Origin of the sequence: Bradyrhizobium sp. SZCCHNPS1003 (assembly GCF_032381555.1) — a bacterium.
Lineage (GTDB): Bacteria > Pseudomonadota > Alphaproteobacteria > Rhizobiales > Xanthobacteraceae > Bradyrhizobium.
The window spans coordinates 92,866-118,536 of the sequence record NZ_JAUHIU010000004.1; the positions used below are offsets into that span (position 1 = coordinate 92,866).

The 25,671-nt window shown below is 65.2% G+C and carries 24 protein-coding genes; 11 read left to right on the forward strand and 13 right to left on the reverse strand.

All coding sequences use genetic code 11. From position 1 onward, the window contains the following. The first annotated feature begins 47 nt into the window (after positions 1–47). From QX126_RS08430 to QX126_RS08440, 3 genes are all read left to right on the forward strand, one after another. Positions 48–959: a DUF3313 family protein gene (locus tag QX126_RS08430; protein WP_315780423.1), complete on the forward strand. Its 912-nt coding sequence runs from the start codon at positions 48–50 to the stop codon at positions 957–959. Next, positions 956–2,197, forward strand: coding sequence for a patatin-like phospholipase family protein (locus tag QX126_RS08435; protein ID WP_315755771.1), 1,242 nt, complete (start codon positions 956–958; stop codon positions 2,195–2,197). Before QX126_RS08430 ends, QX126_RS08435 begins: the two co-directional genes overlap by 4 nt. Positions 2,198–2,277: 80 nt before the next feature. Continuing rightward, on the forward strand, positions 2,278–2,550 hold the full coding sequence (locus QX126_RS08440) for a hypothetical protein (protein ID WP_315755824.1): 273 nt from the start codon (positions 2,278–2,280) through the stop codon (positions 2,548–2,550). 61 nt (positions 2,551–2,611) lie between these two features. Here QX126_RS08440 and QX126_RS08445 read toward each other — a convergent pair whose 3' ends face one another. The 5 genes from QX126_RS08445 to QX126_RS08465 all read right to left on the reverse strand — a co-directional run bounded on the left by QX126_RS08445 (position 2,612) and on the right by QX126_RS08465 (position 8,230). Then, complete coding sequence (locus tag QX126_RS08445; RefSeq protein WP_315755770.1) at positions 2,612–3,355, reverse strand: SDR family NAD(P)-dependent oxidoreductase; 744 nt, start codon at positions 3,353–3,355, stop codon at positions 2,612–2,614. A 283-nt stretch (positions 3,356–3,638) separates the two neighbouring features. Next, complete coding sequence (gene purF, locus QX126_RS08450) at positions 3,639–5,135, reverse strand: amidophosphoribosyltransferase (protein WP_315739370.1); 1,497 nt, start codon at positions 5,133–5,135, stop codon at positions 3,639–3,641. A gap of 59 nt (positions 5,136–5,194) precedes the next feature. Beyond that, positions 5,195–5,821 (reverse strand): CvpA family protein, encoded by a 627-nt coding sequence (locus QX126_RS08455; RefSeq protein WP_315739453.1) that lies wholly within the window; start codon positions 5,819–5,821, stop codon positions 5,195–5,197. Positions 5,822–5,994: 173 nt separating this feature from the next. Beyond that, complete coding sequence (radA, locus tag QX126_RS08460) at positions 5,995–7,485, reverse strand: DNA repair protein RadA (RefSeq protein WP_315780425.1); 1,491 nt, start codon at positions 7,483–7,485, stop codon at positions 5,995–5,997. Between the two features lie 19 nt (positions 7,486–7,504). After that, positions 7,505–8,230, reverse strand: coding sequence for a sulfite exporter TauE/SafE family protein (locus QX126_RS08465; RefSeq protein WP_315780426.1), 726 nt, complete (start codon positions 8,228–8,230; stop codon positions 7,505–7,507). 252 nt (positions 8,231–8,482) lie between these two features. Here QX126_RS08465 and QX126_RS08470 point away from each other — a divergent pair, with 252 nt between their 5' ends. After that, positions 8,483–8,785 carry a hypothetical protein gene (locus QX126_RS08470; RefSeq protein WP_315780428.1) on the forward strand — a complete coding sequence of 101 codons (303 nt, stop codon included), beginning with the start codon at positions 8,483–8,485 and terminating at the stop codon, positions 8,783–8,785. Between the two features lie 208 nt (positions 8,786–8,993). Continuing rightward, positions 8,994–9,854, forward strand: coding sequence for an LssY C-terminal domain-containing protein (locus tag QX126_RS08475; protein WP_315780430.1), 861 nt, complete (start codon positions 8,994–8,996; stop codon positions 9,852–9,854). Here QX126_RS08475 and QX126_RS08480 read toward each other — a convergent pair. The 5 genes from QX126_RS08480 to QX126_RS08500 all read right to left on the reverse strand — a co-directional run bounded on the left by QX126_RS08480 (position 9,851) and on the right by QX126_RS08500 (position 17,342). Continuing rightward, positions 9,851–11,356, reverse strand: a complete 1,506-nt coding sequence (locus tag QX126_RS08480; RefSeq protein WP_315780432.1) for an MFS transporter — start codon at positions 11,354–11,356, stop codon at positions 9,851–9,853. The genes QX126_RS08475 and QX126_RS08480 overlap by 4 nt on opposite strands. 72 nt (positions 11,357–11,428) lie before the next feature. Beyond that, positions 11,429–13,237 carry an amidohydrolase gene (locus QX126_RS08485; protein ID WP_315780434.1) on the reverse strand — a complete coding sequence of 603 codons (1,809 nt, stop codon included), beginning with the start codon at positions 13,235–13,237 and terminating at the stop codon, positions 11,429–11,431. A 317-nt stretch (positions 13,238–13,554) separates the two neighbouring features. Beyond that, positions 13,555–13,908 carry a hypothetical protein gene (locus QX126_RS08490; protein WP_315739377.1) on the reverse strand — a complete coding sequence of 118 codons (354 nt, stop codon included), beginning with the start codon at positions 13,906–13,908 and terminating at the stop codon, positions 13,555–13,557. A gap of 73 nt (positions 13,909–13,981) precedes the next feature. Next, positions 13,982–15,478, reverse strand: a complete 1,497-nt coding sequence (locus QX126_RS08495) for an amidase (RefSeq protein ID WP_315780436.1) — start codon at positions 15,476–15,478, stop codon at positions 13,982–13,984. Positions 15,479–15,557: 79 nt separating this feature from the next. Then, the gene (locus tag QX126_RS08500) at positions 15,558–17,342 is read right to left on the reverse strand and encodes an amidohydrolase (protein WP_315780438.1); all 1,785 of its coding nucleotides are present in this window, start codon (positions 17,340–17,342) and stop codon (positions 15,558–15,560) included. Positions 17,343–17,691: 349 nt separating this feature from the next. On the opposite strand from QX126_RS08500, the gene QX126_RS08505 reads away from it, so the two are divergent. Then, positions 17,692–17,985 carry a GlsB/YeaQ/YmgE family stress response membrane protein gene (locus tag QX126_RS08505; RefSeq protein WP_315739380.1) on the forward strand — a complete coding sequence of 98 codons (294 nt, stop codon included), beginning with the start codon at positions 17,692–17,694 and terminating at the stop codon, positions 17,983–17,985. A 246-nt stretch (positions 17,986–18,231) separates the two neighbouring features. Here QX126_RS08505 and xth read toward each other — a convergent pair whose 3' ends face one another. Continuing rightward, positions 18,232–19,002: an exodeoxyribonuclease III gene (xth, locus tag QX126_RS08510; protein WP_315780440.1), complete on the reverse strand. Its 771-nt coding sequence runs from the start codon at positions 19,000–19,002 to the stop codon at positions 18,232–18,234. A 29-nt stretch (positions 19,003–19,031) separates the two neighbouring features. Between xth and QX126_RS08515 the strand changes: the two genes are divergently transcribed. Further along, complete coding sequence (locus QX126_RS08515; protein ID WP_315780442.1) at positions 19,032–19,265, forward strand: cysteine rich repeat-containing protein; 234 nt, start codon at positions 19,032–19,034, stop codon at positions 19,263–19,265. Positions 19,266–19,344: 79 nt separating this feature from the next. Here QX126_RS08515 and QX126_RS08520 read toward each other — a convergent pair whose 3' ends face one another. Beyond that, positions 19,345–20,172 carry a helix-turn-helix transcriptional regulator gene (locus tag QX126_RS08520; protein ID WP_315780445.1) on the reverse strand — a complete coding sequence of 276 codons (828 nt, stop codon included), beginning with the start codon at positions 20,170–20,172 and terminating at the stop codon, positions 19,345–19,347. A 91-nt stretch (positions 20,173–20,263) separates the two neighbouring features. Here QX126_RS08520 and QX126_RS08525 point away from each other — a divergent pair, with 91 nt between their 5' ends. The 4 genes from QX126_RS08525 (at position 20,264) to QX126_RS08540 (ending at position 23,718) form a co-directional block, all read left to right on the forward strand. Continuing rightward, positions 20,264–21,154 carry an SDR family oxidoreductase gene (locus tag QX126_RS08525; protein WP_315780448.1) on the forward strand — a complete coding sequence of 297 codons (891 nt, stop codon included), beginning with the start codon at positions 20,264–20,266 and terminating at the stop codon, positions 21,152–21,154. Positions 21,155–21,378: 224 nt separating this feature from the next. Then, a complete protein-coding gene (locus tag QX126_RS08530; protein WP_315780450.1) occupies positions 21,379–21,948 on the forward strand; it encodes a GNAT family protein in 570 nt (189 codons plus the stop codon). A gap of 1,307 nt (positions 21,949–23,255) precedes the next feature. Beyond that, positions 23,256–23,447 carry a hypothetical protein gene (locus QX126_RS08535; protein ID WP_315780451.1) on the forward strand — a complete coding sequence of 64 codons (192 nt, stop codon included), beginning with the start codon at positions 23,256–23,258 and terminating at the stop codon, positions 23,445–23,447. Positions 23,448–23,514: 67 nt separating this feature from the next. Further along, complete coding sequence (locus tag QX126_RS08540; protein WP_315780452.1) at positions 23,515–23,718, forward strand: hypothetical protein; 204 nt, start codon at positions 23,515–23,517, stop codon at positions 23,716–23,718. A gap of 734 nt (positions 23,719–24,452) precedes the next feature. On the opposite strand, the gene alr is transcribed toward QX126_RS08540, so the two are convergent. Continuing rightward, positions 24,453–25,643: an alanine racemase gene (gene alr / locus QX126_RS08545; protein WP_315780454.1), complete on the reverse strand. Its 1,191-nt coding sequence runs from the start codon at positions 25,641–25,643 to the stop codon at positions 24,453–24,455. Positions 25,644–25,671 lie beyond the last annotated feature (28 nt).

Consider the following 25,671-nt stretch of genomic DNA (forward strand, 5'->3'; position numbering starts at 1 on the left):
ACAAGCGCTGCTGCTTGTGAGACTTAATTAGAGTGAGCTATCTATCAATGGGTCTCCCCGCTACGATGCGTCTCGCTCCGCTGAAGTCGACGGCCCTGATTTCCCTGGCGCTGGCAACGGCCGGCTGCGCCACTGCTCCGCTCGAGCGGGCCGGCTCGCTCAAGAATTACGATCGCCTCGCCGATGCCAACGGCCTGGTGACGCGCGCGCAGATCAAGGCCAACAAGAAGGAGCTGCTCGAGGCCAAGACGATCCGGATCGAGCCGACCGCGTTTCCGCCGCGTCCCGACATCGCCCTCGACGAGAACGAGCGCAAGCTGGTGGCCAACGTCATCAGCCGCGAAATGTGCCTGCGTCTCAGCGAGCGATTCCAGATCGTCGGACCCCGCGAGGAGGCGGATCTGACGGTCAAGGCGACCGTCACCCATGCCACGGCGACCAACGCGACCGCATCGGCAGCCTCGCAGGCGGCGTCCATCGCCAAGAGCGTCGCGCTGCCGGGCGTTCCCGTGCCGGTGCCCCGGCTGCCGGTCGGGCTCGGCACGCTGTCCGTCGAGGCCGAGGCGCGCGACTTTGCCGGCTTCCAGAAGGCCGCGATGGTGTGGGCGCGCGGCGCCAACTCGGTCTCCAATGCGCGGATGGCCAATGACGGCGACGCCTACGACCTCGCTTCCGAGTTCGGCGCCGACTTCGCCAAGCTGGTGTCGACCGGCGAGTCGCCGTTCTCAGGCGTCCCGTCGCTGGCCTCGCTGCCTTCGGTGTCGAGCGTGCCGGCCAAGCTGGGTGGCGCTCCCAAATATGCCGCATGTGAGCAGTACGGACGCTTCCCCGGCCTGAAGGGCTTTGTCGGTGCCGGTCTGGGCCTGCCGCCGGGCTGGACTGACAAGGGCGCCGACGAGGCCAGGCCCGACGCGCCGCAGCCGGAGATCGCAAGCGTGGAGCAGCAAGCGTCGCGATGAAGTCTGCCGCCTCGTTCCGCGCGCTTGTCCCGCGCATCCTGCTCGCGTTCGCCGCGTCGCTGCTGCTGGCGGCCTGCGCAGCCATCATGCCGCGCAACGCGCTGCCGGAAGCGGCTGCCGTCAGCGCCGACCCGGTCGGCTTCCGCAACGTCCGCTACTGGGGTGATGAGCCGGCGCCGCGCTTTGCCGAGGCCGCGATGTCGCGCGCGTCGGCCGAAATCCCGATCTCGCGTCCGCTGAATTTCCTCGCGATCTCCGGTGGTGCCGAGAACGGTGCGTTCGGCGCCGGGCTTCTGGCCGGCTGGGGCGAGGCCGGGAACCGGCCGTCGTTCGACATGGTGACGGGCGTCAGCTCCGGCGCGCTGATCGCGCCGTTCGTCTTCCTGGGGCGCGAGCACGACGACAAGCTGCGCGAGATATTCACCGCCTACGAGCGCAAGGACATTTTCACGGTCAACATTCCCGGCCTGCTCCAGGGCTCGGCGCTGGCCGACAACACGCCGCTGTCGCGGCTGATCGAGAAGTATGTCGATCGCGAGTTTCTCCGCGACGTCGCGCGCGAGAGCAGCAAGGGCCGGGTGCTGCTGGTCGGCACCACCAATCTCGATGCGCAGCGTCCGGTGCTGTGGGACATGGGCCGCATCGCAGCAGCCGATACGCCCGAGGCGATCGCCCTGTTCCGTCAGGTGCTGCTGGCCTCCGCGACCGTGCCGGGCGCCTTCGCCCCGGTTCGCATCAAGGTGCGGATCGGCGACAAGGACTACGACGAGCTGCATGTCGACGGCGGCGTCACCCGGCAGGTGTTCATCGGTCCCTCGGTGCTGCGCCTCGTCTCCGGCCGCGGCCCGCGCAGGAGCGTGAGCGGCGCACATCTCTACGTCATCCGTAACGCCCGCATCGATCCGCAATGGGACAGCGTCGGCGCCGACGTGCTCTCGGTGACGCAGCGCTCGCTGTCGACCCTGATCAAGAACCAGGGCATCGGCGACATCTACCGCATCTACTCGGTGGCGAAGTTCAACGGCATCGACTTCAACCTCGCCAGCGTGCCGGCCGATTTCCAGGTCAAGGCCGACGGCCCGTTCGATCGCACCTACATGACTGCGCTGTTCGATCGCGGCCACGACATGGGCCAGCGCGGCTATCCCTGGGTGAAGAGTCTGCCGGGCCTGCAGTCCAACGAGCATGGCATCACGGCGCAGGGGACCACGCGCACCATGGCCGCGGCCGCGCGATGAACTTCCGTCAGACCTGCTTGCCATTTGCGCGACACGTGACCTTGCGTTCGGCGCTGGGGAGTGCGTCGCTGTTGACGTCCGTGCTGCTCGGCGGCTGCGCGACCTCGGGCACGACGCCATCGTCCGACACGGCGCAGTACGGCAATACGTACAACTATCTCCCGGTGAACGACGTGCCGCATGACGACCAGCGCCCGGTGCTGACGCCGGAGCAGCAGGAGAAGCTGCGCAAGGAGCTGACGGCAGTGCGCGATCGTCAGGCGCCGGCTGCGGCGAAGGCGTCTGCGGACAAGGCTGCGGCGGCCAAGCCTTCCGCGGCGAACTCTGCTGCCGCCAATCCGACCGCAAGATAGTAGCGAGATTCCGGATTCAAGGCCTGCGGCCTTGCCCCGGAATGACGGTGGTTGCGCAGGGCTACGCCGGCGGCTGGAAGCTCTTCAGGGTGCGCGTCTTGTACTCGTAGAGCTTGCCGGTCTCGGTCCACGACGGCAGGCACATCGGCACGATGAACTCGGCGACCTGCTCGGGCGTTTCGAGCGTCATCGGATCTTCGCCGGGGAACACCGTGGCGCGCATGCGGGTCCGGATCGGGCCCGGGCTGAACAGGTTCACGCGCAGCGGCGTCCGCTCGGTCTCGTGCGCCCACACCCGTGCCAGCGTCTCCAGCGCGGCCTTGGTGACGGCGTAGGGGCCGAGATAGGCCTGGGCCTTGTGGGCGGCGCCTGACGTGAGAAACACCGCGCGGCCGGCGTCGGAGGCCTTCAGCAGCGGCTCCATGCAGCGGATCAGCTGGAAGTTGGCGGAGAGGTTGACGGCGACGACGTCGTTCCAGGGCTTCAGGTCGATATGGCCGAGCGGCGACGACGGGCCGGGCACGGCGGCATTGCCGACGAGAATGTCGAGCTTGCCGTGGCGCTCGTGCAGCGCGGCGCCGAGCCGAGCGATGCCGTCGCTGTCGGTCATGCTGAGCGGCACCAAGGTGGCGCCGTTGCCGGTCTCTTTCCGGATCTCGTCGTCGAGCTCCTCCAGCCCGCCCTGGGTGCGGGCGACGGCGACGACATGCGCGCCGGCGCGGGCGAGCGCGCGGGCGGTCGCATGGCCGATGCCGCGCGAGGCGCCGGTGACGAGGGCAATACGGTTGGCGAGGGGAAGGGTCATGGTCGCAGATCTCTGACGTCGTCGTCCCGGCGAAAGCCGGGACCCATACTCCGCGGCGGTTATGAGGGAGTTGGCTGTCTGTGGCTAGTCCTGCCCGCCAAGGACGGCTGCCGATGATGGATCCCGGTTTTGGCCGGGACGACAGCTCACGACGCATCGTCATTCCCGGGCGAGGCCGCAGGCCTCGAACCCGGAATCTGGAGATGATACGGGGATCAGCAAGCTCGGGATTCCGGGTTCGATGCTGCGCATCGCCCCGGAATGACTGCGTGTGGAAAGAACCTCAGCTCGCCTCGGCCAACAGCGACAGCTGATGCTGGGTCGACTCGACCATCGCCTGGTCCGTGAGGTGGGTGGGATAGCTCCCGGTGAAGCAGTGGTCGGAGTATTTCGGTGCGGCCGGATCACGGGCCGGCTCGCCCATGGCGCGGTACATGCCGTCGATCGACAGGAACGCCAGCGAATCCGCGCCGATCAGCTCGCGCATCTCCTCGAGCGAATGCGTCGCCGCCAAGAGGCCGCCACGGTCCGGCAGGTCGATGCCGTAATAGTCGGGGTAGAGGATCGGCGGCGAGGCGAGGCGGAAATGCACCTCCGTGGCGCCGGCGTCGCGCATCATGCGCACGATCTTGCGCGAAGTGGTGCCGCGCACCAGCGAGTCGTCGATCAGGATGATGCGCTTGCCCTCGATCGCGGCGCGGTTGGCCGAGTGCTTCATGCGCACGCCGGATTCGCGGATCGCCTGGGTCGGCTGGATGAAGGTGCGGCCGACATAGTGGTTGCGGATGATGCCGAGCTCGAACGGCACGCCGGAATGCTGGCTGTAGCCGATCGCCGCCGGCACGCCGGAATCCGGCACCGGCACCACGACGTCGACGTCGGGATGGCTCTCGCGCGCGAGCTGCGCGCCGAACGCCTTGCGCACCTCGTAGACCGAGCGGCCGCCGACCACGGAATCGGGCCGTGCGAAATAGATGTATTCGAACACGCACGGACGCGCCGGCTTCGGCGGGAACGGCTTGTGGCTGTGCGCGCCGGTCTCGTCGAAGATCACGACCTCGCCCGGCTCGATGTCGCGGATGTAGCGCGCGCCGATCATGTCGAGCGCGCAGGTCTCCGAGGCCAGGATCGGGCAGCCTTCGAGCTCGCCATAGACCAGCGGACGGATGCCGAGGGGATCGCGGGCGCCGATCAGCTTCTTGTTGGTCATGCAGACCAGCGAGTAGGCGCCTTCGAGCGCGCGTAGCGCCTCGATGAAGCGATCGATGAAGTTGGTGCGGCGGGAATGCGCGACGAGATGCAGGATCACCTCGGTGTCGGTGGTTGACTGCATGATGGCGCCGGCGCGCACCAGCTCGCGGCGCAGGGTGAGGCCGTTGGTGAGGTTGCCGTTGTGGCCGACCGCGAAGCCGCCGGCATTGAGCTCGGCGAACAGCGGCTGCACGTTGCGCAGGATGGTCGCGCCGGTCGTGGCGTAGCGGACGTGGCCGATCGCGGCATTGCCGGGCAGGCGCTCGATCACCTCGCGGCGGGAGAAGGTGTCGCCGACGAGACCCAGGCGGCGCTCGCTGTGGAAGCGCGCGCCATCGTAGGAGACGATGCCGGCTGCCTCCTGGCCGCGATGCTGGAGCGCATGCAGGCCGAGCGCGGTGATCGCGGCGGCGTCATTGTGCCCATAAATGCCGAACACGCCGCACTCTTCGCGCAGCGTGTCTCCGTCAAGGTCTGGGTCTCTGAGGTAGGCTTGAGGTCCGAAGTCCAGATCCGCGTGGGAGTCCATTTGGGCTTCGCCGGAAGAATCGTGGTGCTGGTCCATCGCGCCTCTCTTCTGGGCTAGGCTCACTTGGCCGCGGGTTTCTCGATCAGCTTCTTCAAGCTGTCGCGGGCAGGCTTGCTGTACCCATCGCCGCCCACTCCGGGCGACTCGGTGTCAGTCTGGTCGTCGTCCGGCTTGTTCTTCTTGAATTTCTTTAAAATGGTGTTCTCGGGATCATCAGGCAAGAGCGACATCAGCCAATCCCCGGTTCCCTGCAGGACCACGCGGGACTTGGCCCCGGTGACCCAGTCCGGACGCTGCTTGTCCGGCACCAGCCAGCTGAAGAACAGGAAGGCGACGACCACGATCAGGAGGCCACGGCCCAGTCCGAACAGGAATCCCAGGGTGCGGTCGAGCGCGCCGATGCGCGAATCGAGGATCATGTCGGAGATCTTGACCGTGATCACCGAGACGATGAGCAGGGTGCCCACGAAAGTACCGGCGACGACGACGACGCTGGCGACGGTATCGTTGTTGAAATAGGTCTTGGCGGTCGGCAGCAGCTTCGAGAATGAATAAAGCGTGACCAGGGCCGCCGCGCCCCACGCGGCGATCGACAGGATCTCGCGCATGAAGCCGCGGACCATCGCGAGCAGCCCCGACACCAGCATCACGCCGAGCAGGATGAGATCGAGGATCGTTATCGGCATCGGCTGCTCAGGTCCGCTTGTCAGGTCCAAGGTTCGCTTCGAATTGACGGAGAACCGCCCCTCCAGGCGGAGGAGAGCAGGGTTCCCCGGCAAGTCCGGACGCTGCACCATCCCGCGTGGGCGCCCGGTTGCGGCGTTGTATAGCGGCGAGTCACGCGAACGTCACGGTCCGGCTAGCCGTCCTGGCGGCGGAATCTCGCTGGTGTGGCATTTTTTTCGGCATGGCTGGGGCCACGGCGGCCCTGCTCACCCTCGTCCCGGCTGCCGTCGTGGCGGGCGCGGGGCGTACCGCGCGCGGCGATGTCGGCGACCAGGCTGGTCAATCCGCCGACGGTATTGAGGCTGAGCCCGGCATCGCCGCCGGCCTCGCCGCGGGCGCGCTCCGGCAGTACGACGCGGCCGAAGCCGAGCTTGGCGGCCTCCTTCAGCCGCGCCGAGGTCTGCGCCACCGGGCGGACCGCGCCCGACAGCGAAATCTCGCCGAAATAGACCGCATCGGGCGGCAGCGGCGCGTTGACCAGCGAGGAGACCAGAGCTGCGGCCGCGGCGAGATCCGCCGCCGGCTCGTTGATGCGCAGGCCGCCGGCGACGTTGAGATAGACGTCGTGGCCCGACAGCTTGACGCCGCAATGCGCCTCCAGCACCGCCAGCACCATCGACAGCCGGCTCGGATCCCAGCCGACGACGGCGCGGCGCGGCGTGCCGAGCGAGGTCGGCGCCACCAGGGCCTGGATTTCGACCAGCACGGGGCGGGTGCCCTCGATCCCGGCAAAGACCGCCGTGCCGGGGCTGCCGAGATCGCGCTCGGACAGGAACAGCTCGGAGGGGTTGGTGACCTCGCGCAGACCCAATCCGGTCATTTCGAACACGCCGATCTCGTCGGTCGGGCCGAACCGGTTCTTGACGGCGCGCAGGATGCGGAACTGCTGCGAGCCCTCGCCCTCGAACGACAGCACCGCGTCCACCATGTGCTCGACGACGCGGGGGCCGGCGATCTGGCCGTCCTTGGTGACGTGGCCGACCAGGATGATGGCGGCGCCGGATTTCTTGGCGAAGCGAATGAGCTTCTGCGCCGAGGCGCGCACCTGGGTCACCGTGCCCGGCGCCGATTCGACGGTGTCGGTCCACATCGTCTGGATCGAATCGATCACGATCAGTCGCGGCACGCCGCCTTCCGACAGGGTCGCGATGATGTCCTCGACCGAGGTCTCTGCCGCCAGTTGTACCGGCGCATCCGCAAGCCCGAGGCGCTCGGCGCGCAGCCGCACCTGGGCGATAGCTTCCTCGCCGGAAATGTAGACCGCGCGATGGCCGGCGCGCGCCAGCATCGAGGTCGCCTGGGTCAGAAGCGTCGATTTGCCGATGCCGGGATCGCCGCCGACCAGCAGCACCGAGCCGCGCACGAAGCCGCCGCCGGTGACGCGGTCGAGCTCGGTCATGCCCGACGACAGCCGCGGCGCGTCGATGGTCTTGCCGGTCAGCGATTCCAGCTGGAACGTGCGGCCCTTGCGCTTGGAGCGCAGCGACACCGGCGCGGAGGTCGCGCCCGTCGTGTCTTCCTCGGCCAGCGTGTTCCACTCGCCGCAGGCCTCGCATTTGCCCTGCCAGCGCGAATAGGCCGCGCCGCAGTTCTGGCAGACGAAGGAGAGCGTGGTCTTGGCCATGGAGGGAGAATCGATGTGCTCAGGAGTGGGTGGCGTTCCATAGCATAGTTAGGCCTGCGGCCAGCATGATGCCATCCATCACCAGCCGGAACATGTCGGGCTTCATGTGCAGCACGAAGCGCTTGGCGACGAAGGCGCCGGCCATCAGCGAGCCGCCGGCGATCAGCCCCTTCAGCAGAATGTCCGGCGTCAACGCGCCGAAGCGCTGGAAGGTGATGGATTTCGAGACATAGAGCCCGAGCGAGCTCGCAGCCTCGGTGGCGAGGAAGGCGCCCTTCGACAGCCCATAGAACAGGAACAGCGGCACGCTGAGCGGCCCGGTCGAGACCACGATGCCGGTGAGGAAACCGATGATCGCGCCGCCGAGTGCGAGATGCCAGAGGTTGGCCTTGAGGTCGTGCCGCGTCAGCCAATGCCGTACCGGCACCATCGCCATCAGGAACAGCCCGATCGTGATATCGACCGCCTGCGACGGCAGGATCAGCAAGGTGCGCGCGCCGAGTGCGGCGGCCGGAATGCCGGTGACCGAATAGGCCGCGCAGGCGCGCCAATCGACCTCGCGCCACCATGCCAGGATGCGCGACAGGTTCGCCATGACGGCGGCCACCGCCATGATCGGCACGGCCTCCTTCGGGCCGTACTCGTAGGCCAGCACCGGCATCAGCATGATCGACGAGCCGGTGCCGACGATGCCGGACAACGTGCCGGCAACGAGGCCTATCGCAAGCACGAACAGGAAGCCCAAGATTGTTGCCTCCAGCAGACGAGCTCTATCCCCACGTCATTGCGAGCGGAGCGGCGGAGCGAAGCCATCCCGACTGTCTCCGCGGAGGGATTCTGGATTGTTTCGCTCCGCGCGCAAATGACGGGGACAAGCTGCGCCGTGTGGTTAATCGGCGGTTCGTGCCGACTCGAAATCGGCGATGATTGTGCGTCCGCATCATTAAAAGTTGAAGCGTATTCGTCGCGTGTCCGCTGATGTTCTCGGACGATGACGATGAGCAAAACCCCGATGTCCTTGCAGATGCGGCCGTCCCTGACGGCAACCGCCGATGCGGAGTTCCCCTGGTTCACGGCCGCGATGCTGGCCATGGAAGCCGGCGAGGTCATCCGGCTGCGGCTGGAAAAGTTCGCGCGCGGCGAAGCCGATGCGGGCCAGGAGGCGGAGCTGATGGTCAGCGAAAAGATCGCCGCAGCCCTGGAGGCGACGGCGAAGCTGATGGCCGGCGCGAGCCCGGCCGCGGTCGTCGATCTCTATCGGGAATATGTCGCGGCCAACGCCGAGCGGCTGTCGGCGTAAGCACGCGCAGTCCGGCTGTCTTTGGGCTGGCTCGGGGCTGCGTGCCGCCGCAGACGAATGTCGAGCAACCCAGGGCGGACAACCTCGTCATAGCGCCGGCGACCGGGCCGCCTCGTGCCTTCACGTGCGGTGTTGCCAACGAAGAGAAGATCGGACACCCTATCGAAAACGCGATTGCTGATCACCTCGTTTTCACCGGACCGATCCAGTGCGACTGCTCTTACGCCTCATGCAACGCGTGCTGGTCGCCGGGCTCGGGATCTTCACGGTCTGGCTGATCGTGTTCGTGGTGTTCGAGACGGCGGACCGCAGGCTGCCCTGGATTGCCGCCGTCGGCGTCAGCTACGCAATCGCGGCCTATGTCGTTCTGCCACGCGTGATCCGATTGAGTCTCAGGATCCTTCAGAGTCGGAGGGTGCCCAGCTACACGATCACCGGCGATGGATTGCCCGGCGACCCCGTCAATCTCGCCCTGATCGGCACGCTTCGACAGCTCCGCGCGAGCTTTGCTGCGATCGGTTGGTGCGAGGCGGACCGATTGGGGCTGGCAAGCTCGTGGGCCATGGTCCGCGCCTTCGTCCTCGCCAGGCCGTACCCCACTGCTCCTTTCAGCACCCTCTATCTGTTCGGTCGCGGCCAGGATATCGGCTTTCAGAAAGCCATCGGCAATAGTCCGCGAAAGCGTCATCACGTCCGGTTCTGGGCCGTTGACCTCGCCCACGCCGAGAAGAGCTGGAACGCTGGCGATTTCTGGTTAACGACCGACACGCCTGCGGCCGATGAGTCCGTCCTCTGGGTCGGTGCCGGCACGAAGGATACGGGCCTGTCGCTCACCCGACTGACCTTTCAGATCACGCACGCCACCGATCCGGATGCCAACGCGGAGCGGGACTACATCATGGCCGAATTGATCAGAACACGATCGATCGAGACCGTCGAGCTCTATAAGGCCGGCCGGAGTCTGCCCGAGCGGGTCAATCACTACGTATCGGACGGCGACATCGCGTTGGCGAGCGTGGTGATCGCCGCCAATGCCGACGCGCATGAGGGGTCTTCGACGCCGGCCTAGTGGACTTGCTGACGAGCCGCGTTCGAGGTCGTTCCCTCTGCTCGAGGCCGGACCAGGAAGGCGGTGCCGAGCAGGACGACCATCGCAACGCTGACGACAGTCAGGAACGCCTGATCGAACGCGCGATGAGCGTGCGAGGCGACGATTGCAGCGAGCTCGGTCGGCAGCCGCTCGGCGGCGATCAGCGCCTCGTCGATGCTGTCGCGCGCAGCGGCGGGAATGCCGAGGCCGTCGGGCAGAACCATGAACGCCGTATAGACTCCGGACAGAATGCTTCCGAAAATGCTGATGCCGATTGTGCCGCCGAGCTCGAACGACACCTCCTCGATCGACGCGGCCATGCCTTCGCGGCCTTCAGGCGCGTGATTCATCACAGCGTTGGAGGCGGCGGCGATGGATGCTCCCAGCCCTAGACCATTGACCGCGATGCAGATCAGTTGCAGCGCCAGGCTGGCATTGTAGCAGAGCAGGTAGCCGGCCGCGCCGATGCCTGCGATCAACAGCGCGCCGGACATCGTGGTGGCGGCTCGGACGCGACGGAGCATCAGGCTCGCGAGCGGCCCGCCGATGAAGGCACCGAGCGGGGCCGGAAGGATGTACAATGCCGCCTGCAGCGGCGAATAGCCGAGGACGAGTTGCAGGCGCTGGCTGATCGCGAGCTCCGTCCCCGCAATGGCGAGTGAAGCCACGATCGCGGTGATCACGCTGAGCGTGAACTCGACGTTTCGGAACAGGGTGAAGTCGAGCAAAGGATCCTCGAGACGCAATTGACGGCGTACGAACACCGTCAACATGATGACCGTCGCGACAGCCGTGCCGGCAAGGACGACATAGGAAGACTGGCGACTGCCGAGCTCCTCGACGACGTAGGCGAAGCCGATCAGCCCGGCCATCACCTGCACTGAACCGAGGAGGTCCCAGTCGCGCTCAGCACGATCGGCCGGTGCAGGAATCAGCAGCAGGCCGGCGACCAGCGCCAGCACGACGAGCGGCACGTTGATCAGAAAGACCGAGCCCCACCAGAAATATTCCAGCAGGACACCGCCGACCAAGGGGCCGACGGCCGCCCCGCTGGACGCAACGGCTCCCCAGATCGCGATGGCGAGCGCCCGTTCGTGGTCATCGGAGAAGGTGATGCGAATGATCGACAGCGTCGCCGGCATCATCAGCGCGGCGCCGATTGCGAGCAGGACGCGTCCGCCGATCAGGGCCATGGCGGTCGGCGAATAGGCGGCCACGACCGAGGCCAGTCCGAAGACGATGAGGCCGACAACGAATGTCCTCTTGTGCCCGACGCGATCGCCGAGCGAGCCGAAGCCCGGAAGGAGACCGGCAACGACAAGCCCGTAGGCCATGACGATCCACAGTTTCTCCGAGGCCGTTGCAGCCAGCTCATGGGTCAGGCTCGGCAGCGCCGTATAGAGCACCGTCATGTCGATCACGACGAGCGCCAGCGCGCTGGAGACGGTCAGGAGGATGAGCCAGCGATTACGTTTCGACATCGGCGCGCTCGCCTGCGCAACCCGTTGTTCATTCGGCGCGTTCGTCGTCTCGAGCACGTTCACCGCTCCCGCTCAGATTCCACTACGATGCGTGATCCGGCCGTTCATCATCGTCAGCTGAATATTGACCTTGCCGATGTCGTGCGGCCCGACATCGAACAGATTGTTCTCGAGCACGATCAGATCGGCCAGCTTGCCGACCTTGATGGAGCCGATCTTGTCCTCCATGCGAAGCTGGTAGGCTCCGTTGATGGTGTAGCCTCGGATGAGGTCCGGCAGGCCCAGGCGTTCGGTCGCGGGCGGATGGACCAGGCCGTCGGGCTTGCCCGGCTCCTGACGTGTATGGCCGGCCTGCAACGCCTCGAGTGGCTTGACGACGACCTTCGAGCCGGTCGCCAGCGCATCCATGCCGAACGACACCGTGACGCCTTCGTCGATGAACGTCTTGAAGGTGTACATGCGGCTCCAGCGCTCGTCGCCGTAGATCTCGCGGACGCGACGCTGGCTGGCATCCGGCACGCCCCATTGGATCTGCGTATTCGCGATCACGCCGAGCTTTCTGAAGCGCGCAATGTCCGATGGCGCGGTGAGGAATGCGTGGCAGATGGTATGACGGCGGTTGCCGGGGCCGTTCTTGCCAAAGGCGGCTTCGTATCCATCCAGGCTCATGCGGACGGCGGCATCGCCGACGGCGTGAAGGTGCGTATCGATTCCCTCGGCATGGGCTTCGCGCAGTATCCGATTCAACACGGGCGATGGCAACAATGGTTCGCCGCGCCAATCCGGGCTTCCGGCATAGGGATCCAGCAGATAGGCGGTGCGGCTCAGCTCGGTGCCATCGACGATCAGCTTGAGCACCTCGGCCTTGACCAGCGGAGTGCGATAGCGCTTCCGGTAGGCCCGAATGATCGGCAGCGGATCGACGCTGGGATCATTGTGATACAGGCTGCCGATCACGCGCTGCAGCAGCTTGCCGCGCTTCTCGAGCTCGACCAGCATGTCGAAACCGTGATGCTGCTCGGTCGGCCAGGCGCTGAAGCCGGCATCGAAGAAGGTGGTGATGCCGGCGGCTGCCAGCCTGGGCTGCCATTCCTCGATCGCGGCGGCGGTCGACTTCAGGCCGAATGGTTCGATGCCGTGCTTTTCCAGCGCCTTGAGCACCGCGAACAGCGCAGGCACTTCCGAGATGAACCCGGTCGGCAGGCCATTGGGATCCTTTTCGTACCAGGAGGAGCCGGGCACGACGTCGCGCGGGGTATCCTTCGTAATGCCGGCCATCTCCAGCAGCTTGGAATTGACCCAGTAGCCGTGCAGATCGCAACTGACGAGCAGGACCGGTCGATCGGGGAAGATCTCGTCCAGCGGCTCCTTGCGCGGACCCGAGGCGGGAAACGCGCTAGCGATCCAGCCGAAGCCCAGAATGAACTTTTCGTCGGAATGCGTCTTCGCGTAATCGCGCAGGATCGCGTAGATGCGCTCCGGATCCTCCTCGTTGACCCAGGCGCCGCGGGCGAAGGCCAGCGTGCAAAGATGCCAATGCGCCTCGACGAAGCCCGGCATGAGCATCCGCCCCTTGAGGTCGATGACGTCAGCCCCGCGTCCGGCAAATTTCATCGCGCCTGCGTCGTCGCCGACGTAGACGATCGTGTCTCCCTTGACGACGACGGCCTGGGCCCAGGGCAGGGAGTCGTCCACCGCGTAGACGCGCCCGCCGCGAAAGATGGTCGTGCTGCTGGAGGCGGCCCAGGCCGGAGCCGAGGCAGCGGCGAACGCTGCGGCCGCAGCCGAGGTCGCGACCATCTGGCGACGGGTCAGTCCGCCGCGCTCCGACTTAGATGCCGCAAACAGCGAACCGATGGCGGAACCGCATGCAATGCACATTGTCCTGCTCCGAAGTCCTGCTCCGAAAATTCCGCGCTCCGGGTGAGCTGCACGATTGCCGAGTCAGACGCTGAAACTACTTCACTCAGCACCCGCCAAGATTGACAACGATCAAGTCAATCTCGGCGGCGTCGAGCGCCAGCACGCATACTGAAGTCTTCGTTTCCTGTTGATGGATAAACTTCAAATCGAATGCTTTCAGACAGAGAAAAGGAGGACCGCCGCAACGACTCATCGTCTATGCGTCGCCCGAGCGCGAGGGTGTCATTCATGCCGTGGAGGTCATCGATCCCACCGATGCCTGGTCCCGAGCACCGTCACTTCGGGAACAGGAAAGCCAGGCTGGCGCGAAACTGCCACCGCGATGCCAGGTCCGGCCTCAGCACATTGTAGTAGACACCGATCTCGGCGTTGACCGGCTGCTTGTCGACCATGAAGAGCTTGCCTATTCCCGCGCCGACCGGAACGTCAGCCGTCTGCCGGTACGCACCCGTGTTCGGCATGGCGATATTCTCCAGCCCGACGCTGATCGTATCCGCGATCGGGTTTTGCGCCGCCTTGGCGAGATCTTCGAGCGATGGCGTCCTCTGCTGTGCCGAGGCGCCGGCGCCTGGGTACAGCGCTGAGATCAGGAACAGGAGAACCGCTCGTCGAAAAATTCTCGGAGTCATGGCCGACCTCACTGTCGAAGCGCTGCTCTCGCATCCGTTGTCTCGCATCTGCACCGTTCCGGCCGCTATGGAGTCAGGCGAAGGTCGGAAATTGCCCGCCGGCGAACAGTGACGGCCGCAGGCGAGACCAGTTCGACGCGAACTGGAACGTGTCGAGATCGGTGTAGGTCTGGCCGATCACCTGCATGCCCGAGGGCATGCGGTCCTCGACCACGCCGAGCGGGACATCGACGACCGGATAGCGGTTGAGCAGATTCCAGTGCCACGTCAGCGCCAAGCCCAGACCGGTGCCCACCCACGGGTCGACCTTGTTTTCCTTGCTCTTGAACATGTCGGCCCCGACCAGAGGCGTTGCCATGGTCGGCATGAGCAGGATGCGGTAGCCCTTGCCGAACACGCGCTGCTGCACCTGGCGGTGCAGCCGCTGCAGCAGCTCTTCGGCTTCTTCGGCCTGGCGCGGTCCGACCGCGCCGACCTGGTCGAGCATTTCGGTCATGTAGGGCGACAGCTGATCGCGATGCGCATTCGAGATCTCGATCGCAGTGCCGATGGACGTCGACATCAGCCCACGGATGAAGACCATCTTGTGGGCCTTCGTGAAGCCGCAGTCGACCTCGTCCACAGTGCACCCCGCGGCGCGCAGCGCCTCGATTCCTCTCAGCATCGCAGCCTTCACGGACGGTATGACGTCCGCAATGCCGGCGCCCCAATCCACGGCGATGCGCCACCCGGAAAGGCGCGGATAACGGGTGGGGTAGTCGAGGCGAGGGCGCATCGCGGCCATCACCCGCTCGGACGGACCGACGATCGCGTTCTGGAGGCGGACGAGGTCGTCGAAGCGCCGCGCCATCGGGCCCGAGGTCGAGAACGGGATTTCCCCACCAGCCACGCGTCCGAACGGCGGCCTGAAGCCATAGAGACCACATTGTGAGGCGGGAATTCGGATCGAGCCGCCCATGTCCGAGCCCATGGCGAGCGTCGTGAAGCCTGCGGCCAGCGCCGCGCCCGATCCCGCCGACGACCCGCCCGGAGAGTATTCGAGATTCCACGGATTGCGTGTCGTGCCCCAGGCGCGGGTGGACGCGCCGAGGAAGAGGTAGAATTCCGGCACGGTCGTCTGGAACGGCATGACTGCGCCGGCGGCCTCGAGCAAGTCGGTGATGGCCGAGTTTTCCGTTGCCGGCGGCGAATCCTTGTAGATGAGCGATCCCTGTGTCGTCCGCCAGCCGGTCCTGGAGAATTCGTCCTTGATGGCCACCGTGATCCCTTCGAGCGGCCGCGGATTGCCGCGCCGATACCGGTCTTCGGACTGCTTGGCCTCCTTCATCGCCTGGTCGAAGTGCGCGTAGGTGATACAATTGACCTTCGGGTTGTAGGCTTCGATCCGCTTGATCTGCGCCTTCAAGAGATCGACCGGCGACGCCTTGCGGGCCCGGAACATGGCGATGAGATCGGCGACCGACGCATAGCAGAGCGGATCGGCGGACTCGGCGCGCGCGGCCGGCAAATCGAGTCCGGACGCGACCAACGCCGCTCCCGCGCCTTTGATGAGCGTTCTTCTGTCAATCATATACGCCTCCGTATTTCCGGGAATCGGTCTGAGTTTGTCGATGTGGCCCTGAAGGTGACGGTCCGAGAAGTCGCTGGATTCAGCTTCGCTGTTCGTGCCTGACCTGACCGTTCATGACGGTCATCAGCACCTTTGTGTTGTGGATGTCGTGCGGGGCGACTTCGAACAGGTTTCTTTCAAGCACGATCAGATCGGCGAGCTTGCCGACCTCGATCGAACCGATCTTCTGGTCGAGTCCGAGCTGATAGGCCGGTCCCATGGTGGCGGCGCGGATCGCCTCTTCGAGGCTGATCCGCTCGTCGAGCGGCACCAAGGCCGGCTGATCCGGCTTGTTCAACTCCCGCCGCGTGGTCGCGATCTCGATCGCATCCAGCGGCTTGTAGGTGCTGTAATAGCCGGCGGCCGGCCAATCGGTGCCGAGCGAGATGTTGGCGCCATGACGCAGGATCGAGCCGGTGCGAAACGCCTGCTCGGCGCGCGCGCCGACGCGCGGCCGCATCACGCCCTGCCAATAGGCGTCCGCCACCGACCATTGGGCGGAGAATTGCGCGGTGACGCCGAGCTTGGCGAAGCGCGGCAGATCGTCAGGTGAAACAAATATGAGATGCGCCAGCGTGTGCCGGCGATCGCGCGGCGGATTGACCTTGATCGCGGCTTCGAACGCGTCAAGCGACAGGCGGTTGGCGCGATCACCGTAGGAATGGATGTGAATGTTGAGGCCCGCCCTGTCGGCGCGGCGGATGATGTCCTTGAACTGGTCCGGCGGGACAAGCGTCTCGCCGCTCGTGCTCGGATCGTCGCTATAGGGGGCCAGCAATGCGGCGGTCCGTTGGGCTTCGCCGCCGTCGATGTTGAGCTTGAGAACGGGGGCCTGCACCAGTTCGGAATTGAAGCGTCGACGCAGGGCCTTCGCGATCGGCGCGGGGTCGATCGCCGGATTGTTGTGGTAGGTCGATCCGACCACACGGAACGGCAGTTTCCCTTTGCGCTCCAGGTCCTGATAGAGCTCGTAGCCGGTCTCCTCGGGGAGAACGAGCAGTCCGGCATCGAACACGCTGGTGATGCCGGCCGCCGACGCCTTCGGCAGCCACTGTGCGAGCGAGTCCGCAATATAGCCGGTCGTGAACGGCGAGACCGCGTTGAGGACCGGAAACATCGCCGGTGGCTCGACCAGATAGCCGGTCGGCTCTCCCTCGGCCGGGTCCCGCTCGAAGTAGCTGTAGCCGGGCAACGGATCCTTGGTCGCCTTGGTCACCTTGGCAATCGCCAGCGTCTTGGAATTGACCCAGGCTGAATGGCCATCGATCCCGACGAGAAAGACGGGCGTGTCCGGCCAGATCTGATCGAGATCCTCCTTGCGCGGGCCGGTCGGCGGAAAGGCGTTATAGCGCCAGCCGAAGCCGCGGACGATGCCGGCCTGGCCCAGCTTGGCGCGATAGGCCTTCAGGGCGTCGAGCATCTCCTCCCTTGTGTCGTATTGAAGATCGACACCCCGAGTCACGACAGCGCCCGCTATCGGATGGATGTGTCCTTCCACGAAACCGGGCAGCAGCATCCTGCCGGCGAGATCGACGACGCGGGTCTTGGGGCCGATGAAGGACCGGACGCCCGCGTCATCGCCGACATAGACGATGTGTTTTTGCATGACGGCGACCGTGCGGGCCCATTCCCGGCCGCCGTTCACGGTGTAGACCGGGCCGTTGCGAAACACGATGTCGGCCTTGCCGCCGCCGGTTCGCGCCTCGGCGTTCGTCGGAGCGGACACCGAGGCAACGCCGGCTGCGGCGAACGCCGCGCCTGTCTGCAGGAGCCTGCGTCGTGACGGCTCGGCCTCGTTGACGGAGCCAAAATCAAGCTTGAGCAAACCACGGAATCTTGCCCAGTTGCATGCGATGCACATGCATTCACCTTTGCACGCTCTGCGGGAAACCGCATTCTTCCCGATTCCGAGGATTGTATGAACTCGGGGGAACTACGTAGCCCTTTGCGTGCGAAGCGTTCGCATGAGCTGCTCGTGTTCGAGACGATTAGATTCGAATGACTGTCATTTCGGTGGACGCCGGCCTGAGCATCGACCAGTTTGCGATTGGGTCACGAACTCATCCGAGCTGCAGAGTTCAGTTGATGGCAGCGAAATCGATGTAACCTGCAAGTGCACGATTCTGGCCGTAATGCTCCAACCGAGGGGTAACGGCAGACCGACGGAGTGAAGAATGTTCACACTGGTACATGCAGGGACTTGGCTCGTCGTCGGCTTGATTGGCGGCGGCCTTGCCGGAATCCTGGTGAAGCGCCGCCGAGCAGGTTTCGGGCTTCTGACCAACATCGGATTGGGATGCGTCGGCGCCCTCATTGGTGGTGTCCTGTTCAACCTGTTTGGGCTGTTTCCAGGCATGGGCAGCATCGTCATTTCGCTGCGCGACGTCGTCGCGGCGTTCGTCGGCTCGCTCGTCCTGCTGGCGGCAATCTGGTTGTGGGGCGCGGCCCGCGAACGGAGTCCGCGCTGACCGCAGGCGGTGGTTAGCCGGAGTGACGCGCGGTCTCCGCCCGCCAGTCGCGCGGGCCGACGCCGAAGCCCATGAGCTGTGCTTCTCCGATCCGGCGCGGCTCGCGCACGCGATCATGGATGCGGGACGGGACTGACGGTGCGCGGCGTAACGCTCCCATTCGACGTCACATTCACCGGGAGGCGCGATCGGCCAGAGTGATCTCCGATGAACGCAGCTCGCGGGGCATCCTTCTCGACCTTCGGACTATTTCAGCACGATCCAGGCCGGCGCGTGATCGCTGGCGCCGTCCTCGCCGCGGATGGCGCGGTCGACGCCGGCTTTGGCAAGGCGCGGCGCGAGTTGCGGGCTCAGCAGCAGGTGATCGAGCCGCAGGCCGGCGTCGCGCGGCCAGCGGTTGCGCTTGTAGTCCCAGAAGGTGAACATCGGCGCGTCCGGATGCAGCGTGCGGATCGCATCGCACCAGCCTTGATCGACCAGCGCCTTGTAGGCGGCGCGGCTCTTCGGTTGGACCAGCGCATCCTTGTCCCATGACTTCGTCGGGTAGATGTCGAGCGTATCAGGCGCGACATTGTAGTCGCCGGCGAGCACGACCGGCAGGTCGTCCTTGATGAAATCAGCCGCGTGCTTGTGCAGCCGCTTGAACCAGGCGAGCTTGTGGTCGAATTTCGGCCCCGGCTGCGGATTGCCGTTCGGCAGATACAGGCAGCCGATGACGATGCCGCGCACCGCGGCCTCGATGTAGCGCGCCTCCTCGTCCTTCGGATCGCCCGGCAGGGCGGTGCGCGTCAGCACCGGCTCGGCCTTGCGCGCGAGAATCGCGACCCCGTTCCAGGTCTTCTGCCCCTGCCACACCGCGCCGTAGCCGGCCTTGGCGATCTCATCGACGGGGAAATCGGCCTGGGTGCATTTCAGCTCCTGCAGGCAGACGACGTCGGGCCTGGCCGCGCCCAGCCAGCGCAGCAGGTTCGGGAGACGCCGCCGGACATTGTTGATGTTGAAGGTCGCGATCTTCATGATGCCCGTTGCATTGAGGGGAAGGCCCGATGTCCAAGCTCGCAATCGCCATTTTGTTCACGCTGTTGCCGGGCCTTGCGGATGCGGCCCGCGCGCAGCTGCTGCCGACCGACGAGCAGCGCGCCACCTGTCAGGCCGACTACGCAAGGTTCTGCAGCGATGTGCTTCCCGGCGGCGGCCGCATCATCGCCTGCCTGACGCGCAACTATGCTCAGCTCGCCGACGCCTGCAAGAAGGTGCTCGACGCCGCGAAGAAGGGCTAGCCGCGGGGACGTCGCGCTTCCGCGCATCCCCCGGCCGACGCTGGCGAGCGAGGCGCGCGAGCCGAGTGCGGTTGTGTGGCTATTTCGGTCGTGACGTCACGAGCGCGCGGATCTTGTCCGCATCCGCCGGCGTCGCGGGATTGTAGATCACCATGGTGAGGTCGGGCCGGCCATCGACGGCGAAGCCCGAAAATTCCAGCGAGAGCGATCCGGCGATGGGATGCTGCAGGACCTTCACGCCATCGCCATGCCGTCCCTGCACGTCGTTGTCGCGCCACATCGCCGCAAATTCCGGGCTCGTCGCGCAGAGCTCATCGACCAGCGACTGGACATTGCGGGCCGCACCGGCGCGCGCCACGTCGGCGCGGAAGGACGCGACCACATAGCGCGCCACGGCCTGCCAGTTGGGCTGTGCTGCGCGGACACGGCTGTCGTGGAACATCATGCGCAGAACATTGCGCTGGTCCTCCGGCAGGGTGCTGTAGTCGGTGAGGACAGCCGCAGCCGCCCTGTTCCAGGCGAGGATGTCCCATGTCGCCGTGCGAACGAAGGCGGGACTGTATTCCAGCGTGTCGAGCACGCGTTGGAGACGGGGTGAGATGCCGTCGATCGCGTGATAGCGGGCTTCGGGTGGCCGGCCGAGACCGAGCAGGAACAGATGCTCGCGCTCGGCGTCGGTCAGCATCATGGCGCGAGCGATGCGGTCAAGCACGTCGGCGGAGGGCGCGCCGCCGCGCCCTTGCTCGAGCCAAGTGTACCAGGTGGCGCTCACATTGGCGCGTTGCGCCACCTCTTCGCGCCGAAGCCCCGGCGTTCGCCGCCGCTGCAGCGGCAGGCCGAAGGCGGTCGGATCGAGCTTGGCGCGGCGATCCCTGAGATAGGTCCCGAGAGGGTTAGCGTCCGTCATCCTGTTAGCGATTATACCCGTATAAAGTCACGACTTTACCCGCATGAGCAGCCTAGCAATATTCCGGCGGTCTGAACAGGGAGTGTGTCTCATGCGCGTATTCGTCACCGGCGCCGCCGGATTCATCGGCTCCGAAACCACCAGGGAGCTGATCGCCGCCGGGCATCAGGTCATCGGCCTCGCGCGCTCCGCCGAGAACGTCCGCACGCTCGAGCAACTGGGCGCGCAGGTTCATCGCGGCTCGCTGCAGGACCTCGACAGCCTGAAGCGCGGCGCGAGGGATGCCGACGGCGTGATCCATCTCGCCTTCATCCACGACTTCGCGAAATTCGCGGAGAACGGCGCCATCGACAAGGCCGCCATCGAAGCCATGGGCGATGTGCTGGTGGGCACGAACAAGCCGTTCATCGTCACCTCTGGAACGGGGCTCGTTGCGGCCAACGTGGTGGTCACCGAAGACATGCGGCGCGAGTCGTCAGCGCATGTCCCGCGCGTGTCCGAGCAGGCCGGCCTGGCCTATGCATCGCGTGGCGTGCGCGCGATGGCGATCCGCCTGCCGCAGGTGCACGGCGCGCCCGGAAGGGCCGGGCTGATCTCCTATCTGGTGGAGCTCGCGCGGCAGAAGGGCCGCGCCGCCTATGTCGGCGAAGGCACCGAGCGCTGGGCGGCGGCGCATCGATCGGACGTCGCCCGCCTCTACCGGCTGGCCCTTGAGAAGGGCGTGGCAGACGCGATCTACCACGCCGTCGGCGAGGAAGGCGTCGCGATGCGTGAGGTCATCGAGGTGATCGGTCGCGCGCTGAACGTGCCGGTCGTTTCGATAGGTAAGGAGGAGGCGGGCGACTACTATGGACCACTGGCGATGTTCGCGGGCCTGCACATGCCGGCCTCCAGCGCCCTGACACAGCAGCGCCTGGGCTGGAGACCGGACGGGATCGGCCTGATCGCCGACATCGGCCAGCCGGGTTACTTCAAGGCGTGAGCGGCGGCCGCGAACGTGGGAAGTGCACGAGCCAAGCGCAGGGTCGCGCGAGTCTTGTGCACTGCCACCGGCCTCATGCGATCGGCACGACGCCGGCACTGTGTCGTCCGCGCGCCCCGCAATGACGGCGACGCGGAGATTGGGGCCTTCGGGCGCGAGGCGACTGAACGTAGCGCTCCTGCCGTCATCGCTGCTAGTCTGGTTCATCCCTGCATGAGCCCGCCATGGCAAAACAGCCCATCCCGCACCCGATCCTCTCGACCGCCCGCCTGCGACTGCGACAGTTCGATCCCGATGACACCGAAGCAATGCACCGGTGCTTCAGCGATCCGGATGCGATGCGCTTCTGGAATCATCCGGTTCACACCAAACGGATCGAGAGCGAACGTGCCGTCCGCCGGTTCATCGATTGTACGCCGTCCTACTACCGGTTCTGGGCGGTGGCAGAAGCCGAGACCGACCGCTGCATCGGCATGGTGAACTATCACGACGGTCACATGCGTGCGAAGCGCGTCACGATCGGCTACATCGTCGATCCTGCCCGGCAGCGCGATGGCATCGCCACCGAGGCGGTCGGTGCGATGCTCGATTTCTGCTTCGGCGAGCTCGGCCTGCACCGCGCGCAGGCGCTGATCCATCCCGACAACGCCGCGTCGCGCAAACTGGCCGAGAAGCTCGGCTTCCGCTGCGAGGGCCGGCTGCGCGACCACCTGCGCGTCGGCGGCGAATGGCGCGATGACATGCTGTATGCGTTGCTGAAGACCGATCCGCGCGGGTGGGGGCACAATGCGTAGCCCACATGAGCGTAGCGACATGCGGGACCCATGGCGCGGCACATCCGCAACGGTCTCGTGATCCCGGATGTCGCTACGCTCATCCGGGCTACGCTTGCTGTTTCGAGCCTTGAAAGGGACGCCGCAAATTCAGTACAGGCGGCGTCCCAAACTGTGCTGGGACAAACTATGAGTTGGTTCGGGGCGGTATTCCTACTCGTCCAACGAGGTGTGATAAGAAGATCGCGAATAGGAGCAGATCCGTAGCAATTTGCAGACCTACGACCGTGTTTGCACCGGGCGGATAGCCGAGCGTGCCAAGAACCGTAATCGACGAAAACAGGGCGTCTTCCTTGCGTACGTTGGTTCCGACAATTTGATACCAAATAGCAAACATAAAAACGATCTGAGCGACGTTACAGATAAATAGGATAAGTGATCGCTCCGTAGATTCGACGCTCCCCAAGACTTTTGAGAGAAAGACCACGTCCAACAATGCGACAACCGAGCTTGTCGAAAAATAAGCGCAAAGGGCGCCTGCCCATTCTCTCGGCGTAAGCCAGAATGGGATCACTAGCTCAATCGGTCTAAGCCAGAACCAAATCGTCAGTCCCAAGCAAATTGATACATAGATCTCGATCGCAATATCGGGGCGTCGGCGAGCAACGGGTATTTTCTGAAGATAGAAAGAAAGGGACAAAGGCCAGATCCAATAGAGACCAGTGGCGAGGATGGCTTCAAACCCAGCTAATGACCTCCATACTTTCGAGCCTTCCGCGGGCCATGGCAATTTTCGTTGCATATGGGTGCCCTCGACGACTCAAGATCGTGTGGTGTTTCAAACCGGGAGAAACTTGGCCGAAAATCTGGAAGAGTCCAGATAAAATAGAACTCACCACGCGAGTGCCGGGGGAACGCTAGCGACCCCTCGTGAGAGTCATAGAGCGTTATGGATTGGCTTGAGCGTTAGTCCCCCCGCGTTGGTCGGTAGACCGCGCCCAAGTCCCGGGCGGCCACCCGCCCCAGTGGGTGTGCGGTCGGCGGCTATGCCGCCAGCCCCCCGTGCGCCCAGCCGAGCACCGCAAAGCCGCTAGACTAGGGCTTGCGGTCCGCAACCTCCGCGTTCTGTGGGGCGGTGACGCTGCATTAAACGTTGCAGACCACTTGGTCGCTCGTTGTGAGTTTTATACAGTTTAGCACTGTCACCTTAATACCCATCCACCCGCTCATTGCGGGGACGTTGCCGCTGCGTTCCAGCTGATTTCTTAATGATTGGATCATATCGATGATCCTGGTCCTCAGGCGGCGATCATGCGTGGAGGTTAGGCATGAGTGACGATGTGCCTTGGTACGTAAGTCTCATCATAGCCTGGTTGCCATTGATCATGTTCGTCTCAGCCGTTGTATGGAGCACGCGCCGGCTTCGGACATCTCTGATGACCGACGACGGTCGCTCGCTGGTGCAGGTCGTCGGTGATGTGGCGGAGGAGATGAAGCGCGTGAATGATAGAAGATGGTAGCCCGCCGCGCGGATCATCTGAGCCAGACTGATTGATATCGAAGGCAATCGTAGGGAAGAGCTCGGGTATGGCTAATGATGTGCCTTGGTATGTAAGCCTGATCGTCTCCTGGCTTCCCTTTATCATGTTCATTGCCGCGATTCTATGGAGCTCACGGCAGCTCCGGAAATCGCTGACCACTAGCGATGGACGCTCGCTGGCACAGGTTGTTGACGATCTGGCGCGAGAGATGAAGCGGACGAACGACATCCGTGACGAGGGGCGATCATAGGACTTGGCTCGCGTCTTGCTGTACCCTCCATTCGGCGAGGCGCAGGAGCGATTGGCCGGACTAGAATCACCTCCGCCAAAGCACGATTTTCTCCAGCAATCTCAACGCGACTCGCCCTGTCCAGTCCTGCCGCGAAAAATATTCGACTTCCGTTTATCAGAAAATCATGTTTCACTCTCTCCGTCCCGCCTCGGCACGAGGGGCGTATCGCGATCGTCACGGCACGCGGGGTGGGATGCGGTGGGCGCTTTGGGTCGCAGCATGGCTGATGCTGTGCGGACGAACGGCTTAAGGCGCACGTTGAAAACGTATGGTCCTGGCATCCCGACGCTGATGCTACGCCGGTGGTGATGATGATCCGCCGGTCACGGGGGCAAGACAGCCCGGTCCCCGGGGAGAGTACGCATAAGGCGTAAAGCCATCGCGCAGGGAATGCCGGTTGACCGGCTGGACCTGTGGTGACTGCCGCCTGCTTTTTTTCTGCAGGCGGGCCATGGGTTGCGGCCAGCACCCGGCATTCCCTGCGCCCTCGTCTTTCGAAGAGGGTGAAATGAGATGCAAGCCTCGGGCGTTACATGCCGCGAGAACGATGGCTCATGTCAGTTCACCGTCATTGCGAGCGCAGCGAAGCAATCCAGGGTGGTGTGCGGGACTCTGGATTGCTTCGCTGCGCTCGCAATGACGATGTGGCAGCAGCTGTGTGCACGTCAGACAGAGAGCGTTGCTGCGCGCGATCAGCTTTCCGCTGTCGCCGCGCCGCCCTTGTAGATGCGATGATAGCGCCGGCCGAGATTGGTCAGGACTTCGTAGCCGATGGTGCCGAAATGATGCGCGAGCTCGTCGACCGTGATGCCCTCGCCGAGCAGCGTGGCGAAGTGACCGCGGCGGGCGGCCTTCGGCGGCAGGTCGGTGACATCCACCGCGATCAGGTCCATCGAGATGCGCCCGGCGATCGGGCAGCGTTGGCCGGCAATGATGACGTCGGCGCCGCGGGTGCCGTCGTTGGAGCTCGCCGCGCGGAAATAGCCGTCGGCATAGCCGGCGGAGAGGATCGCGATCTTCGTCGGGCGGCGCGCCGTCCAGGTGCCGCCATAGCCGACCGTGTCGCCACGGGCGAGGTCGCGCAACTGCACGATGCGCGCCTTGATCTCGGCCACCGGCTGCATCGGATTGTCGGCCTCCGGCGTCGGATTGACGCCGTAGAGCGCGGCACCGGGCCGCACCATGTCGAACTGGAAGGCGGCGCCGAGGAAGATGCCGGAGGAGGCGGCAAGCGCGGCGGGCACGCCGGTGAACACGCTGGCGACCTCGCGGAACGCAGTGAGCTGGCGTGCATTCGACGGGCTGTTGATCTGCTCGGCGGAGGCCAGATGGCTCATCACCAGCGTAATGCCATGGTCGCCGCTCTGGATGCGTGGGATCATGCCCTGCGCATCGATCGGGCTGAGGCCGAGCCGGTTCATGCCGGTGTCGATATGGATCGCCGCGCCGCCCTTCCAGCCGGTGCGGCGGCAGAACATGTCCCATTCGGCGAGCTCGTTGAGCTCGCCGATGACAGGACGGCAGTTGATCGCCGCGTAGTCTTCGCCGGTGTTCTGGAAGAAGCCGTCGAGCACGTAGAGCGCGGCCGTGTCGGGCAGGGCCGCGCGGGCGACCTTGGCCTCGGCGAGCGTCGCGACGAAGAAGGTCTTGCAGCCGGCGGCCGCGAGCGTGCGCGCCACCTGCGGGATGCCGCAGCCATAGGCGTCGGCCTTGATCACCCCGGCGCATTCGGCCGGCACCGCGGTCTTTTCCAGCTTGCGCCAATTGGCGGCGAGCGCGTCGAGATCGATCGTCAGCACGCCGGTGGCGCTGGCGGGCACCTGGACCTCCTCAGGACCGAGGGCGGGCTGATCAGCGGCGGGTTTCAGATCGGGAACGCTCATGCCGCGCTTTTACGCGGTGCAGCGTCCC